The organism is Syntrophus buswellii, assembly GCF_046097065.1.
Classification (GTDB): domain Bacteria; phylum Desulfobacterota; class Syntrophia; order Syntrophales; family Syntrophaceae; genus Syntrophus; species Syntrophus buswellii.
The window spans coordinates 1-13,818 of sequence record NZ_CP175563.1; the positions used below are offsets into that span (position 1 = coordinate 1).

Below are 13,818 nucleotides of genomic sequence, written 5' to 3' on the forward strand. Positions count from 1 at the left end.
GTGGATAGGTGTTACAAAGTGGAGAATATCTGGGAAGAAAGCATTAAAATCATTAAGGAAAAAATTAGTTCGCAGAATTATGAAACCTGGATTCGTCCGCTGAAACTGGCATCGATCGAGAACAATCGCGCCAGTTTATCGGTGCCGAACAAGTTTTTCAAAGACTGGCTGACGGAAAACTACCGAGAGGTGATTTGCCAGGCCCTCTCCAGCTCAGCGGGAAAAGAGTACTTAATCGATTTTATTATTCTTCCGGAATCGGAAAAACATCCCCGTTCCGCGACCAATCCGGCGCGTAGGAAAAAAACCGTCGAACCTCAACCCCAGGAAACGCGAAGGCAGAAGGTGCACCCAACCTTGAACCCCAATTACAGTTTTGAACGCTTTGTTGTGGGATCCTCCAATCAGTTCGCCCATGCCGCCTCCGTGGCCGTAGCCGAACAGCCGGCCAAGAATTACAACCCCCTGTTCATCTATGGGGGGGTGGGCCTGGGCAAGACGCACCTTCTCAACGCCATCGGGCTTCTGAGCATGTCCATTTACCCCGACATGAATGTGGTCTACGTCTCGGCGGAGGAATTCATGAACGAGCTGATCCTCTCCATCCGCTTTGACAAGATGCCGCAGTTCCGGGAAAAGTTCCGCAACATCGACTGCCTGCTCATGGACGACATCCAGTTCATCGCCGGCAAGGAAAGAACCCAGGAGGAATTCTTCCATACCTTCAATACGCTTCACGATTCGGGCAAGCAGATCGTCGTCACCAGCGACAAATTCCCCAAGGACATTCCCAACCTCGAGGGCCGTCTCCGTTCCCGTTTCGAATGGGGGCTTATTGCCGACATCCAGCCGCCGGAGATAGAAACCAAGATCGCCATCCTGGAAAAAAAGGCCCAGGAAAACAACATCCTGGTCCCGACCAACGTGGCCTATTACATCTCTTCCCATGCCGAATCGAACATTCGCGAACTGGAAGGCTTTCTCGTCCGGATCGCCGCCTATTCCTCGGTGACGGGAAGAAACATCGACCTGGACCTGGTCAAGGAAGTCCTGAAAGACATCATCAGGCAGCGGGAGGCTGACGAGGTAAGCTTTGAAGAGATCATCAAGTCCGTCGCCGCAAAGTGCAACGTGAAAATCTCCGACATAAAATCTCAGAGCAAGAACAAGAGCACCGCCATGGCCAGGCAGATGGCGATGTATCTGACCAGGAAGCTGACGGGAAGCTCATTTCCGGACATCGGGGAAAAGATCGGGGGCAGGGATCATTCCACGGTCATTTATGCCAACAACAAAATCCGCAAACAGCTCGAGACGGACGCCAGGTTGAAAGCGCTCCTCCAGGAAATTGAGGATCAGCTTCTTAAAAAGAACTAACAGGGCGACAAGGGACTTATCAACAGGTCTTTTTTATGATAACAAAACGAAATTCAAATGGATTTATGTTTCTTGACTGCAATCCACAGGACTTATTACTAGAACTATCTTTTAATAAATAAACAAAGAAAAATAAAAAACTAATTAGGATGAAATGGGGAAAGGTCATGGAATTCGATATTTCGAGACAGGTTTTTTTGGATGGTGTTCAAAAAACTCTGGGAATTGTTGATAAAAAAAGCACCATGCCCATTCTTGGGAACCTGTTGATCCAAACAGAAGACGGCCAGATAAAGATCGTGGCTACGGACCGGGAACTGAGCCTGGTGGCCAGTTACGAAGCACGGGTTGTCAGGGATGGTGAAATCACTCTCTCCGCGAAGAAACTCTTCGAAATGATCCGGGAAACTCAGGAGGAAGGCATCCACTTCTACTGCGATGACCATAATCAGGTCACCCTGACCAGTCAGAAGGCCGTCTACCGGATTCCCGGCGTCTCCGCCATGGAATTTCCCACGGTGGTCTATGACGAGGAGGTTCCCCTTTATCCCGTCCAAGCGGCCCTGTTGAAGGAATTGCTTTCCAAGACGGCCTTTGCCGTCTCCACCGATGAAACGCGCAAGAACCTGGTCGGCGCCCTGATGGAGACGGAGCAGACGGAACAGGGGACCGTTCTGAGAGTGGTCGCTACGGATGGACACCGCCTTGCGAAATGCTTCGACATGCTTGAGGGAACCCCCACCTTTTCTCTGGAGGAAGGCATCATTCTCCCCCGAAAGGGAATCGCCGAGATCCGGAAGCTCATCGATTCGGAGCCTGGAGAGATCCGGATCGGTTCGGACCGGGGAATGTTTGTTCTCAAGACCGCCAACACCCTGTTGAAGGTGAGCCTGATCGACGAGACGTATCCTGACTATCGGCGGGTGATCCCCAGCGAGCAGGGAGCCCGGGTGATCCTCAACCGCGATTTGCTTCTGCACGCCCTCCGGCGCATGAAGGTCATCTCGACGGAGCAGTACAACGGCGTGGTGATGACGGTGTCCTCCAGCAAAATCGTTATGAACTCGAACAATCCCGATGTGGGAGAGGCCAATGACGAACTGGAAGTGGCTTACTCCGGAGACGAGATCCAGGTCGGATACAACGTGGATTACCTCATTGACGCTATCGAGGTGATCCGGGAAGAGGAAGTGATGATGAGTATCGGCGCCTTCATGAAGCCGACGCTTATTCTTCCTGTCCACAACGACCGTTTCCTCTGCGTCGTGATGCCGCTGAAGCTTTGAGGGCGTAGGAACGGAAAAATAACAAAGTGATTCAACAGAGCAGTATGGAAGAGAGATCAGAAAAAATGACAACGGACAATTATTCCGCTGAAAGTATTAAAATCCTGGAAGGCCTGGAAGCCGTCAGAAAACGGCCGGCCATGTATATCGGCAGCATCGGCAAGGATGGTCTGCACCACCTGGTGTATGAAGTGGTGGATAACAGCATCGATGAGGCATCGGCCGGATACTGTGACCGGATTACCGTGAAAATCCGGGTGGACAACAGCATCATGGTGGAGGACAACGGACGGGGAATTCCCGTTGATATGCATGAAACGGGAGTTTCAGCCGCTGAGGTGGTTTTGACCAAGCTGCACGCCGGGGGAAAGTTCTCCAACGACAGCTACAAGATTTCCGGCGGGCTTCATGGGGTCGGCGTCTCCGTCGTCAACGCCCTTTCCAGCTCCCTGGAACTCAATGTCCGCCGGGACGGAAAGGTTTATACGCAATCCTATGTCCGCGGCGTGCCCCAGAACCCGCTGACCGTGACCGGTCAGACCTCCGGCCGGGGAACCAAGGTTTATTTCAAGCCCGATGAGGAGATCTTTGAGGAGCTGGAATTCAATTTCGACATCCTCGCCAACCGACTCCGGGAACTGGCCTTCCTGAACTCCGGCATCTTCATCACCTTGATCGATGACCGTACGGACCGGAAAAGCGAATTCTTTTACGAAGGGGGCATCGTCTCCTTCGTCGAGTACATCAACCGCAACAAAAAGGTCCTTCACAAAGAGCCGATTTTTGTCACCGGAGCGCGGGAGGACTGCACCGTGGAAGTGGCGCTGCAGTACAACGACACCTACACGGAAAACATCTTTTCCTTTGCCAACAGCATCAACACGACGGAGGGGGGAACGCACCTGAGCGGATTCCGGTCGGCGCTGACGCGCGTCTTCAACAACTATGCGGTCAACAACAATCTCTTGAAAGGGAAGGAATCGCTGCGGGGAGAGGACCTGAGGGAAGGCCTTTCCTGCGTCATCAGCGTCAAGGTCGCCAATCCCCAGTTTGAAGGCCAGACCAAGACCAAGCTGGGAAACTCCGAAGTGCGGGGGCTCGTGGAAGGCATCGTTTACGAAAAAATCGGCACCTACCTGGAGGAAAATCCCACGACAGCCAAGCAGCTGCTGAGCAAATGCCTCGATGCCTCGCGGGCTCGGGAAGCGGCCCGGAGGGCCCGCGAGCTGACACGCCGGAAGAGCGCCCTGGAGGTGGGGGCGCTGCCTGGAAAGCTGGCGGACTGCCAGGAACGGGACCCGGCCCGAAGCGAGATTTATCTCGTGGAGGGGGATTCGGCGGGAGGTTCCGCCAAGCAGGGGCGTGATCGCCGCAACCAGGCTATCCTGCCCCTGCGGGGAAAAGTCCTGAATGTGGAGAAGGCCCGCTTCGACAAGATGCTTCAGAACGAGGAAATCAAGACCATGATTACGGCCCTGGGGACGGGGATCGGGGAGGAGGATTACGACGTCAGCCGGATCCGCTACCACAAGGTCATCATCATGACCGATGCCGATGTGGACGGTTCCCATATCCGCACCCTCCTGTTGACCTTCTTCTTCCGCCAGATGCGGGAGCTCGTGGAAAAGGGATATCTCTATATCGCCCAGCCGCCGCTTTTCAAGATCACGGAAAAGAAAAACGAGCTTTACATTCATAACGAGGACGAAATGAACAACTTCATCCTCCAGAATGGCGTCAAGCGGATAAAACTTTATTCCAACGGGAAAGAAGAGGCCGTCACCGGCAATTCCCTGCTCAACCTGGTCAAAAAGATTCTACGGGTTGAGACCATTCTGGAGAAGTTCGAAAAAGAGGACTGCAATCGAAAGATTATCCTCTCTCTCGCCGAACGGCCGTCTTTGTCCATCCAGGACTTTGAGGATGAAGGGCTCCTGAGGGAAACGGCCCGCCAGACCGCGGATTCCCTCGGGGAGGAGATCATGGAAACGGGTGTGGAAGCAGATGAGGAGCACGGCGGATATAAAATGTTCTTCCGCCTGGGAAAAAATGGAAAGCCTTCAAGGATTTCCTTTGGAAAATCCATCTATCGAGCGCCGAAGTTCTCGGAAATCAAGGCGCTTCTTTCCCAGATTTCCGCAGTCGGCAAGCCCCCCTATTCGGTAGTGGCTCTGGACGGAGAGGAAAGCGACCGCCGGGAACTTCCGGATATGTCCGCTCTGGTGCAGTTCGTGACCTCCGTGGGCAAGAAGGGGATTTCTGTCCAGCGCTATAAAGGTCTGGGAGAAATGAATCCCGAACAGCTCTGGGAAACCACCATGAATCCAGAGAAGAGAACCCTTCTGCAGGTCCGGGTGGATGATGCTGTGCAGGCCGATGAGATTTTCACCACGCTGATGGGGGATCAGGTTGAACCCCGTCGCGACTTCATCTACAAGAATGCCCTTTATGTGTCCAACCTGGATGTCTAGGAAAGAGGAATAAAAAAGAATGGATCCATTGGCAGTACAAAGAAATATCAATGTAAATATTGAAGATGAGATGAAAAAGTCCTACATGGACTATGCCATGAGCGTCATCATCGGCCGGGCCATTCCCGATGTGCGCGATGGCCTCAAACCGGTTCACCGTCGCGTCCTTTTTGCCATGAGCGAAATGGGAAACCGCTGGAACCGGCCCTACAAGAAATCGGCTCGCATCGTCGGGGATATCATCGGTAAATACCATCCCCATGGCGATCAGGCGGCCTACGGCACCATCGTCCGTCTGGCCCAGGATTTTTCCATGCGCTATCCTCTCATCGACGGCCAGGGAAACTTCGGGTCCATCGACGACGATCCCCCGGCGGCCATGCGTTACACGGAAGTCCGCATGGCCCGGATCACCGAGGAAATTCTGGCGGATCTGGAAAAAGACACGGTGGATTTCATCCCGAACTATGATGAATCCCTGACGGAACCTTCCGTTCTTCCCTCGCGGCTCCCGACCCTGCTGCTGAGCGGTACGGCGGGAATTGCGGTCGGTTTAGCGACGAACATCCCGCCGCACAATCTCACGGAGGTTCTTTCCGGGACCATCGCCCTCATCCGGAATCCGGAAATGACCCTGGAAGAGCTCATGACCTATATTCCGGGACCGGATTTCCCCACGGCGGGGTTCATTAACGGGCGGGAAGGAATTCTCTCTGCCTATCGGACGGGACGGGGCATCATCCGGATGCGGGCCAAGGTGATCATCGAGAAGAATGAACGCAATGACCGGGAGAGCATTGTGGTCACCGAGATTCCTTATCAGGTCAACAAGGCGGCCATGATCGAAAAGATCTCCGAACTGGTCAAGGACAAGAGAATTACCGGAATCTCCGATCTCCGTGACGAATCCGACCGCGAGGGAATCCGGGTTGTGATTGATCTGAAGCGTGACGAGAACTCCAGCGTGATCCTCAATCAGTTGTACAAGCACACCCAGATGGAATCGACTTTCGGGATCATCATGCTGGCCATCGAAAACGGTCAGCCCTATGTGTTTAATCTCATTGAAGTCCTGAAGAGTTTTATCGAATTCCGAAAAATCGTCATCGTCCGGCGTACGACCTTTGAAGTCAACAAGGCGCGGGAGCGGGCTCATATCCTGGAAGGTCTCATCATCGCCCTCAATAACATCGATGAAGTGGTCGCCGTCATCAAGGCATCCAAGAGTCCCCAGGAGGCGGCAGCCGCCCTGTGCAGCCGTTTCTCGCTGACGGACATTCAGGCCAGGGCGATCCTGGACATGAGGCTGCAACGTCTCACGGGACTGGAGCAGAGCAAGATCAAGGAAGAATTCGATGCCATCTTAAAGGAAATCGAGCGGTTGCAGGGAATCCTCGATGATCCCCAGAAGGTCCTGGAGGTGATCATCTCGGAGACGGAAGAGATCATCGAACGGTACGGCGATGAACGTCGGACGGAGATCGTGGCCAGCTCGGAAGACATCAATATCGAGGATATGATCGCCGAAGAAGACATGGTGGTCACCTACTCCCAGGGGGGGTACATCAAGCGCAATCCCTCAAGCCTCTACAGGACCCAGCGCCGGGGCGGGCGCGGCAAGGTCGGGATGATGACCAAGGAAGAGGATGTCGTGGAGAAGCTCTTCATCGCTTCCACACACGATTATGTCCTGATCTTCACCAATGCCGGCCGGCTCTACTGGCTCAAGGTCTACCAGATTCCCCAGGCTGGGAGAATGGCCAAGGGGAAACCCATCGTCAATCTGATCAATCTGGGGCCGGAGGAGCGGGTGGCGGCGGTTCTTCCCGTGCGATCCTTCGAAGAGGGGCAGGCGGTCATCATGGCCACCCGGGCGGGGATCGTCAAGAAGACCGATCTTTCCGCCTATTCCAATCCCCGTTCCGGCGGAATCATCGCCCTGACGATCGACGAAGGGGATGAGCTGGTCGATGTGAAGCTCACGGGAGGCGGTCAGGATGTCTTTCTGGCCACCCGGCAGGGCAAGGCCATCCGTTTTCACGAGGACGACATCCGCACCATGGGCAGAACGGCCCGGGGTGTGAAGGGAATCTCCATGGATGAAGATGACGTCGTCATCGGCATGGATATCCCGCGAGAAGGCAATGCCATCATCACCGTTTCTGAAAAGGGCTACGGAAAGCGAACGGCGGTTTCGGAGTACCGCCTGCAGAGCCGGGGCGGCAAGGGAACGATCAATCTGCGCATCATACCCAGCAAGGGAGGACTGGTGGCGGGCATCCTGCAGGTCACCGGCGAGGAGGACCTGCTGCTCATGAGCAACAGCGGCAAGATCATCCGGATGAAGATTGAAGACGTGCCCCTGATTCATCGGAGCACCCAGGGCGTCAAGCTGATCGAACTCGATGCGGAGGAACAGCTCGTGGGCATGACCAGTGCCGAGCGCGACACCCGTGAGGAAGAGGAGAATGTTTCCGAAGAGAATGAACCGACCGATCCTGTCTTCCCGGAGGAGGACTAGGACCGGTGAGCGCGTCCTGGCGGCTTCTCGATCACACGGCGGATCTCGGCATGGACGTGGAGGGATCCTCGCTGGAGGAGGTGTTTGCCTGCGCCGGGAGGGCCATTTTTGAACTGATGGCGGAGCTGGATGCGGTGGAGATCCGCGTGAGCCGTGATCTGGTTGTTGAAGGTACCGACCTTGCCGATCTCTGGGTCAATTTTCTCCGGGAGGCGCTCTATCTCTGGAGCGGGGGATGCCTGCTCATCAAGGAAGTTCAAATTCGTCAAATATCCGATACCGCCTTGGAGGCGACCCTGTCCGGCGAAGCCTACGACTCCGGCAGGCATGTCCTGAATATGGAGATCAAGGCGGCGACCTACCACCAGGCGGAAGTCGTCCGCACCCCGAAAGGCTGGAAAGGACGGGTGATCTTCGATGTCTAAGATCAGCGTGACCCTGAACAAACTGGATGCCTGCCGCTGGTCCATTCCCAGAACCGGCGGAATGCGGGTTCCCGGTTTGATCTACAGCAGTGAAACGCTCCTCCGGGCCATGGGAAATGACGAAAGCCCGCAGCAGGTCATGAACGTGGCCCACCTTCCGGGAATCGTCAAGTATTCCCTGGCCATGCCGGACATGCACTGGGGGTACGGCTTTCCCATCGGCGGCGTGGCGGCCTTCGATGCGAAAAGCGGCGTGATATCCCCCGGCGGCGTGGGGTACGATATCAACTGCGGCTGCCGGATGATCACCTCCAGGCTCAACTTCGAGGACATCCGGGACCGGCTGAAGGATCTCGTGGTCGCCCTTTTTCACAATATTCCCTCGGGAGTCGGTTCAACGGGGGTTCTCAAGCTGTCCCCGAAAGAGGAGCGCCAGGTTCTGACCCAGGGCTCCCGCTGGGCGGTGAGCCAGGGCTACGGTTCGGAAGAGGACATCGAGACGACGGAAGACCACGGGGCCATGGCCGGTGCCGATCCGGACAAGGTGAGCCCTAGGGCCATCGAGCGGGGGCGGGACCAGCTTGGGACCCTGGGATCGGGCAATCACTTTCTCGAGGTGGAAGTCGTGGAGGAGATCTTCGATCCGGAAGTGGCCGCGGTCTTCGGCCTTTCCGTTGGCCAGGTGGCCGTGCTGATCCACACCGGATCGCGGGGCCTGGGCTATCAGATCTGCGATGATTACCTGGCCCGGATGGTCAAAAAAATGAGTGAACTGGGTGTCCCGATTCCGGACCGTCAGCTTGCCTGCTCCTGGCTGGAATCCCAGGCGGGAAGGGATTACCTGGCCGCCATGGCCTGTGCGGCGAACTACGCCTGGGCGAACCGGCAGATGCTGATGCACTGGACGCGGGAAACCTTCGAGAAAACGCTGCGGAAAAGCCCCCGGGAGCTGGGCATGAAGCTCCTTTATGACGTCTGTCACAATATCGCCAAACTGGAAACCTTTCCCGTAGACGGCAACATGATGGAGCTCTGTGTCCACCGGAAGGGCGCCACCCGGTCCTTTCCTCCTGGCCACCCGGCACTGCCCGTCTGCTACCGGAAGGTCGGCCAACCCGTGCTGATTCCCGGCGACATGGGCACGGGTTCCTACGTGATGGTGGGAACGGAAAAGGCCTATCAGGAAACCTTCGGCAGCACCTGCCACGGTGCCGGCCGGGTCATGAGCCGGGCCCAGGCGACGCGCGCCAGCTCCGGCCGGCAGATCGCCCGGGAAATGGCCGACCGGGGCGTGCTGGTCATGGCCTCGGGCAAGGGAACACTCAAGGAGGAAATTCCGGAGGCCTACAAAAAGCTGGACGATGTGATCGATGTGGTCCATCGTGCCGGACTTTCCCGGAAGGTCGCCCGCCTTCGGGCCGTGTGCTGCATCAAGGGATAGCCGGAAACGGCGCCATCGAAAAGATGGCCGCCCAAACCCGTGCTTTTCTGAATTTCCCGTTCTTTTTTACCGAATTTGGAGGTCACTATGGGAGTCTTTGTCAACGAACTGGCTCAAATGGTTGAATCCCACGCCGAAGAAATTGCCGAGCAGTGGGCAAAAGCGGTAAGAAGAAATCCAAAAACGCCTTCATTTCAAAAACTTTCCAAGGACCACTGCCTCAACTGCGCCGCGGGTTTCTACCACAGATTCGTCAAGATTTATTTTGACAAGAGCCCCTATCCGGCCCTCGAAGAATTTTTTACCCGATATGCAGAGGCCCGCTATCAAGAAGGAATCCCACTCCAGGAGGCCATCCAGGCCCTTCTCATGCTGCGCCGCCAGATGTGGCTCTTTCCGGATCTTCAGACCCTCTTCGCTGCAAACGTCGACCAGTCCCAGGCCGTAGAGACCCTCAACCAAACCATCCGCATCTTCGACCAGGGCATTTACCTGATCATGGAACGGTATCAGAAATTGAGCAGCGGAAAGCAGGAGAAGATGCCATGCAAAAAAGCTCACGGTGATCATTGAACGGAAAGGGAACAGCTATGTTTCGTTCTGCCCTGAACTCGATAGTGCCAGCCAGGGAGACACGATCGAAGCCGCTTCCTGATTCAAGGCTTACCGTGGCGATTCCAGACCATGCCGAACTGCGGATAGGCTCTCCAGGCCATCCAGGAAGAAACTGATGCGAGCCATGGTCAGTCCCGAGTGATGATAACTGGTGCCACGGATTTCATTATTTTAGTGATGGGAGCGAACATAAATGCCAAAGAAGCGCAGCGGTATCGTTATATCAATTCCGGATTGAGTTGCTTGAAATAGAACCAACGATCTGGCGGGTCATCCAAGTGCCGTCCGGTTACTCCTTCTGGGATTTGCATGTTGCCATACAGGATGCAATGGGCTGGCTTGACTGCCATCTGCATGCATTCCACATCCGCATGCATTACATGAGGACGAGCGTCGAGATCGGCATTCCCGATGAAGAGAAATTTGACCGTGCAGTACTTCCCGGATGGGAGATGCCTATCACCAAATATTTTACGGAGCCCGGGAAATCCGCAATCTACGACTACGACTTCGGCGACGATTGGTCGCACAATGTCCTTCTTGAAGCGATCATGCTTAAAGAAAGCGGCCGTAAGTATCCCTGTTGCATTGCCGGTGAGCGGGCGTGCCCGCCGGAAGACTGCGGAGGTGTGCATGGATACTATAAACTGCTCAAAATAATATCTGATCCGGGTCATCCGGAATATGAAGATCACATGAAATGGCTTACGCGCTACACGAAAAAAGGCCGTCCCTATGAACCCGGAACGTTTCATCCTGGAGAGGTAAAGTTCTCGAATCCAAGGAGAAGATGGGAAAAGGCCTTCTCAGAGTAAGTCCACAATTGGAACGGTGTTTTCATGTAATGAAAATCTTTCTGTAATCAGGGCTGAGAAATGATGAAGATTGACATAGACGGGCTCACGGAAGCGGAACTTATTGACCTGAACAACCGGGTGGTTGCGAGACTGAAGTTTCTGCACCAAATGAAGGCGCACGGAGCGATGCTTGAGTTCAGCATCGGAGAACAGGTGTCGTTTCAACCCGATGGGCGCCCTCTCATTACGGGTATCATCTCCAAGTACAACAGGAAAACGGTGACGGTGGTCACATCGGATGGTCACCAATGGAATGTCCCCCCGATGTATCTCCGCAAGGCTGAAGCCTCACCGCGTCAAGAACCGAGCCGCGGCCAAATCATCAAGATGCTGAAGAAGTAAAAGCCCCTTATGTGAGAGCCTCGGGACATACCCGATCCGGCGACACCGTCTTGCAGTGCCGACTTGCATTTCTCTTGATAAGGTATTATTTTTTAGGGGAATTCGGCACCAAAGAACAAGTGATCTGCTGGAAATAGAGCCGTCCCGGGCATGTTGCCTTATAGTCAAGTCCTTGAGGTAATGATCATCATTCCGGACCGTAAATGCTCTGATAATCCCTCTGGTGGCCGGGGATCCGTTACAGGGCGCCATGAGACAGTTTCAAAGCGGGTAATGGTATGGACGTAACCCGGATCATCGCGGCGGCGGGCGGCAGGTACTCCCGGGAGATGGGTATCGACCTCGATGAATGCCGGTCAGACCATGTCTTCCGGTGGTTTCTCGCCTCGGTCCTGTTCGGCGCCCGGATCTCCGAGACCATCGTAAAACGGACCATGGAGGCCTTCAAGGCGGCGGGCGTCCTGACGCCGGAGGAGATGGAGAGGACCGGGTGGGACGGCCTGGTGTCGATCCTGGACCGCGGCGGCTACGCCAGGTATGATTTCAAGACCGCCACCAAGCTGCTGGAGCTCTCCAGGACGCTCCGGGAGCGCTATGGTGGCGATCTCAACCGGCTGCACGGAGAGGCTTCCGACGCCGGAGATCTGGAGGAGCGACTCAAGGCGTTGGCGAAGGGGATCGGCCGTGTGACCGTGAACATCTTTCTGCGCGAGATGCGCGGAATCTGGCCGAAGGCGCGGCCTCTGCCCTCCGATCTGGTCGTGCTGGCCGCCGGAAACCTCGGTCTCTGTCCCCGGGGGATCGGGGATGGGGAGCAGGCCTCCGATCTGCTGCAGAACCGGTGGAAGGAAAGCGGTGGAAAGGCAGCGGATTTTCCCGATTTTGAATCCGCCCTCCTGCGCATCGGGAAGAACCACTGCCGGAAAAAGGGATGCGGCGCCTGCCCCGTCCGGACCGTGTGCCGGAGCGCGCCGGGATGATGCAGCCGGTCGGTCATGACGGTGAACCGCATCGACACGAAACATTCTTGAGGAGAGCCATGAAATGAATGAGCTTCTGTTTGATCCTGATACACACCGAAAGGCAGGCCATCTCCTGGGGGAACTTCTGGCGGGCTATGAAGGGGATCTCTCGAATCCGCCCGGATTCGGACAGATTGATCGGGATGCCATGCGGGCGATCATGACGGAGCCTCTTCCTGAAGAGGGGAGATCCCTTGAGGAGCTGTTCCAGGAATTCCGGGAAGTTGTCATGCCGAATTCGACGCATGTGGCGCACCGGCGCTTTCTGCCTTACGTGCTTCCCTCTCCCAACGGGATCTCGGCCTTTGCCGATGCCCTGGCAAGCACCCTCAATCAGAACTGCAACCTCTGGACGCTGTCCCCTGCCGCCAATGCCATCGAACAGCGGGTCATTTCCTGGTTTCAGGACTTGTTCTCCTTTCCCGAAGGGAGCGGAGGCATCATTACGAGCGGCGGGTCCATGGCGAACCTGACGGCCCTGGCGATTGCCCGGGACACGTACCTCGGAACATCCGCCAGGATGGACGGGCTGCAGTGGAGGGTATCGCCGCTGAGGCTCTACGTGTCGGACCAGGTGCATAACTGCGTGGACAAGGCGGCCGTTATTCTCGGCATCGGGCTCAATCATGTCCGCCATGTTCCCTGCGATTCTCAGTTCCGCATGCGGATGGATCTTCTCAAAGAGGCCGTCATGCAGGACCGCCGAGATGGGTTCAGCCCCTTCTGCGTGGTCGGTTCAGCGGGAACCGTGACCACCGGGGCGTTTGACCCCCTTGACGAGCTGGCGGATTTCTGTGACGAGGAAGGGCTCTGGCTTCACATTGACGGGGCCTACGGCGCCCTGACGGTTCTCAGCGAAAGAAGGCGCCCCCATCTGCAGCCGGCAGGCCGTGCCCATTCCCTGTCGCTCGACCCGCACAAGTTTCTCTTCGCATCCCTGGAGGCCGGCTGCGTCCTTGTTCGGCGCGCCGAGGACATGCGGACCACCTACAGCTTCGTTCCGACCTACCTGTCCATGTTCTCCGATCCCGACTTTCTGAACTATGCGGAATATGGCCCCCAACTCTCGCGGAGCTTCAAGGCGCTGAAGGTCTGGTGGTCGTTGCGGGCCTTCGGGCGAAAGGCCTATGCGAAAGCGATCGACGATCTCTGTGACCTTGCGGAATATATGGAGGCGCGAACGGAAGCCGAGCCGGAGCTGGAACTGCTGGCCCCGGTCACCTTGAATGCCGTGTGCGTCCGCTGCCGCAATCTGTCCGACGGCCAGAATGAGCGTGTCCTGGCCCGCCTGCTGTCCGAAGGGGTTGCATTCCTCGGCAGGGCGGAAGTGAAAGGGAAATTCTGTCTGCGGGCCTGCTTCATGAACCTGCGGACCACACGCGACGACGTGGACCGCATTCTCGAGGAGATGGTCCGTTTTGGAAGAGAGGAGATGAGGGTGTGAGCCGCTTTTCGAAACGC

At 56.1% G+C, this 13,818-nt stretch carries 10 protein-coding genes and 1 pseudogene; all 11 read left to right on the top strand.

Annotated features, from left to right (window positions below):
• The first annotated feature begins 18 nt into the window (after positions 1 to 18).
• The 11 genes and pseudogenes from dnaA (at position 19) to ACJ77P_RS00055 (ending at position 13,801) form a co-directional block, all read left to right on the top strand.
• Positions 19 to 1,377, top strand: coding sequence for a chromosomal replication initiator protein DnaA (gene dnaA, locus ACJ77P_RS00005; RefSeq protein ID WP_367360893.1), 1,359 nt, complete (start codon positions 19 to 21; stop codon positions 1,375 to 1,377).
• 167 nt (positions 1,378 to 1,544) lie between these two features.
• Positions 1,545 to 2,663, top strand: a complete 1,119-nt coding sequence (gene dnaN / locus ACJ77P_RS00010) for a DNA polymerase III subunit beta (protein ID WP_367360892.1) — start codon at positions 1,545 to 1,547, stop codon at positions 2,661 to 2,663.
• A gap of 65 nt (positions 2,664 to 2,728) precedes the next feature.
• The gene (gene gyrB / locus ACJ77P_RS00015; protein ID WP_367360891.1) at positions 2,729 to 5,134 is read left to right on the top strand and encodes a DNA topoisomerase (ATP-hydrolyzing) subunit B; all 2,406 of its coding nucleotides are present in this window, start codon (positions 2,729 to 2,731) and stop codon (positions 5,132 to 5,134) included.
• Between the two features lie 19 nt (positions 5,135 to 5,153).
• Positions 5,154 to 7,655 carry a DNA gyrase subunit A gene (gene gyrA / locus ACJ77P_RS00020; RefSeq protein WP_367360890.1) on the top strand — a complete coding sequence of 834 codons (2,502 nt, stop codon included), beginning with the start codon at positions 5,154 to 5,156 and terminating at the stop codon, positions 7,653 to 7,655.
• Between the two features lie 5 nt (positions 7,656 to 7,660).
• Positions 7,661 to 8,080 (top strand): archease, encoded by a 420-nt coding sequence (locus ACJ77P_RS00025; RefSeq protein WP_367360889.1) that lies wholly within the window; start codon positions 7,661 to 7,663, stop codon positions 8,078 to 8,080.
• Complete coding sequence (locus ACJ77P_RS00030; RefSeq protein WP_408998656.1) at positions 8,073 to 9,521, top strand: RtcB family protein; 1,449 nt, start codon at positions 8,073 to 8,075, stop codon at positions 9,519 to 9,521. Before ACJ77P_RS00025 ends, ACJ77P_RS00030 begins: the two co-directional genes overlap by 8 nt.
• Before the next feature lie 87 nt (positions 9,522 to 9,608).
• Positions 9,609 to 10,094: a hypothetical protein gene (locus ACJ77P_RS00035; protein ID WP_367360887.1), complete on the top strand. Its 486-nt coding sequence runs from the start codon at positions 9,609 to 9,611 to the stop codon at positions 10,092 to 10,094.
• 272 nt (positions 10,095 to 10,366) lie between these two features.
• A pseudogene (locus tag ACJ77P_RS00040) lies at positions 10,367 to 10,951 on the top strand (plasmid pRiA4b ORF-3 family protein); the annotation flags it as partial.
• Positions 10,952 to 11,014: 63 nt separating this feature from the next.
• Positions 11,015 to 11,335 (top strand): hypothetical protein, encoded by a 321-nt coding sequence (locus ACJ77P_RS00045; RefSeq protein WP_408999439.1) that lies wholly within the window; start codon positions 11,015 to 11,017, stop codon positions 11,333 to 11,335.
• Positions 11,336 to 11,613: 278 nt separating this feature from the next.
• Positions 11,614 to 12,315, top strand: coding sequence for a hypothetical protein (locus ACJ77P_RS00050; protein ID WP_367360884.1), 702 nt, complete (start codon positions 11,614 to 11,616; stop codon positions 12,313 to 12,315).
• Positions 12,316 to 12,379: 64 nt separating this feature from the next.
• The gene (locus tag ACJ77P_RS00055; RefSeq protein ID WP_408998657.1) at positions 12,380 to 13,801 is read left to right on the top strand and encodes a pyridoxal phosphate-dependent decarboxylase family protein; all 1,422 of its coding nucleotides are present in this window, start codon (positions 12,380 to 12,382) and stop codon (positions 13,799 to 13,801) included.
• Positions 13,802 to 13,818: the final 17 nt, after the last annotated feature.

What these genes read in the sequence shown, in the direction of transcription:
- dnaN (WP_367360892.1), top strand. Translation starts at nt 1,545, where the DNA reads ATGGAATTCGATATTTCGAGACAGGTTTTTTTGGATGGTGTTCAAAAA.
- gyrB (WP_367360891.1), top strand. Translation starts at nt 2,729, where the DNA reads ATGACAACGGACAATTATTCCGCTGAAAGTATTAAAATCCTGGAAGGC.
- gyrA (WP_367360890.1), top strand. Translation starts at nt 5,154, where the DNA reads ATGGATCCATTGGCAGTACAAAGAAATATCAATGTAAATATTGAAGAT.
- ACJ77P_RS00030 (WP_408998656.1), top strand. Translation starts at nt 8,073, where the DNA reads ATGTCTAAGATCAGCGTGACCCTGAACAAACTGGATGCCTGCCGCTGG.
- ACJ77P_RS00035 (WP_367360887.1), top strand. Translation starts at nt 9,609, where the DNA reads ATGGGAGTCTTTGTCAACGAACTGGCTCAAATGGTTGAATCCCACGCC.
- ACJ77P_RS00045 (WP_408999439.1), top strand. Translation starts at nt 11,015, where the DNA reads ATGAAGATTGACATAGACGGGCTCACGGAAGCGGAACTTATTGACCTG.
- ACJ77P_RS00050 (WP_367360884.1), top strand. Translation starts at nt 11,614, where the DNA reads ATGGACGTAACCCGGATCATCGCGGCGGCGGGCGGCAGGTACTCCCGG.
- ACJ77P_RS00055 (WP_408998657.1), top strand. Translation starts at nt 12,380, where the DNA reads ATGAATGAGCTTCTGTTTGATCCTGATACACACCGAAAGGCAGGCCAT.